General features: G+C 64.7%; 1 pseudogene. It reads right to left on the bottom strand.

Annotated features, from left to right (window positions below):
* Nucleotides 1–221: pseudogene (locus tag GWC77_RS29075) on the bottom strand (IS21 family transposase); the annotation flags it as partial.

The raw sequence follows: 221 nt of genomic DNA, 5'->3' as shown, positions 1-221 counted from the left end.
GTTCAACCATGGTCCTGCATGCTTGGCGCTCCGGGAGCCGCTCGAGCAGGCGATCGAAGGTCAGGCGATAGGCCTCGCGCGGAAAGATCTGATCGCGATAGACCAGATTGAGCAGCGCCATGGGCTTGCGGCGCAGCGCGTGGATGACGTGCCGGTAGTTGATGACGTGGCCGTGCTTGCCATTGGGACCCGCACGGCCGCGCTGCAGTGTCATCAGGGCC

It is taken from the genome of Paraburkholderia sp. NMBU_R16, assembly GCF_013282575.1.
Lineage (GTDB): Bacteria > Pseudomonadota > Gammaproteobacteria > Burkholderiales > Burkholderiaceae > Trinickia.
This window is presented reverse-complemented; position numbering and strand designations above follow the sequence as displayed.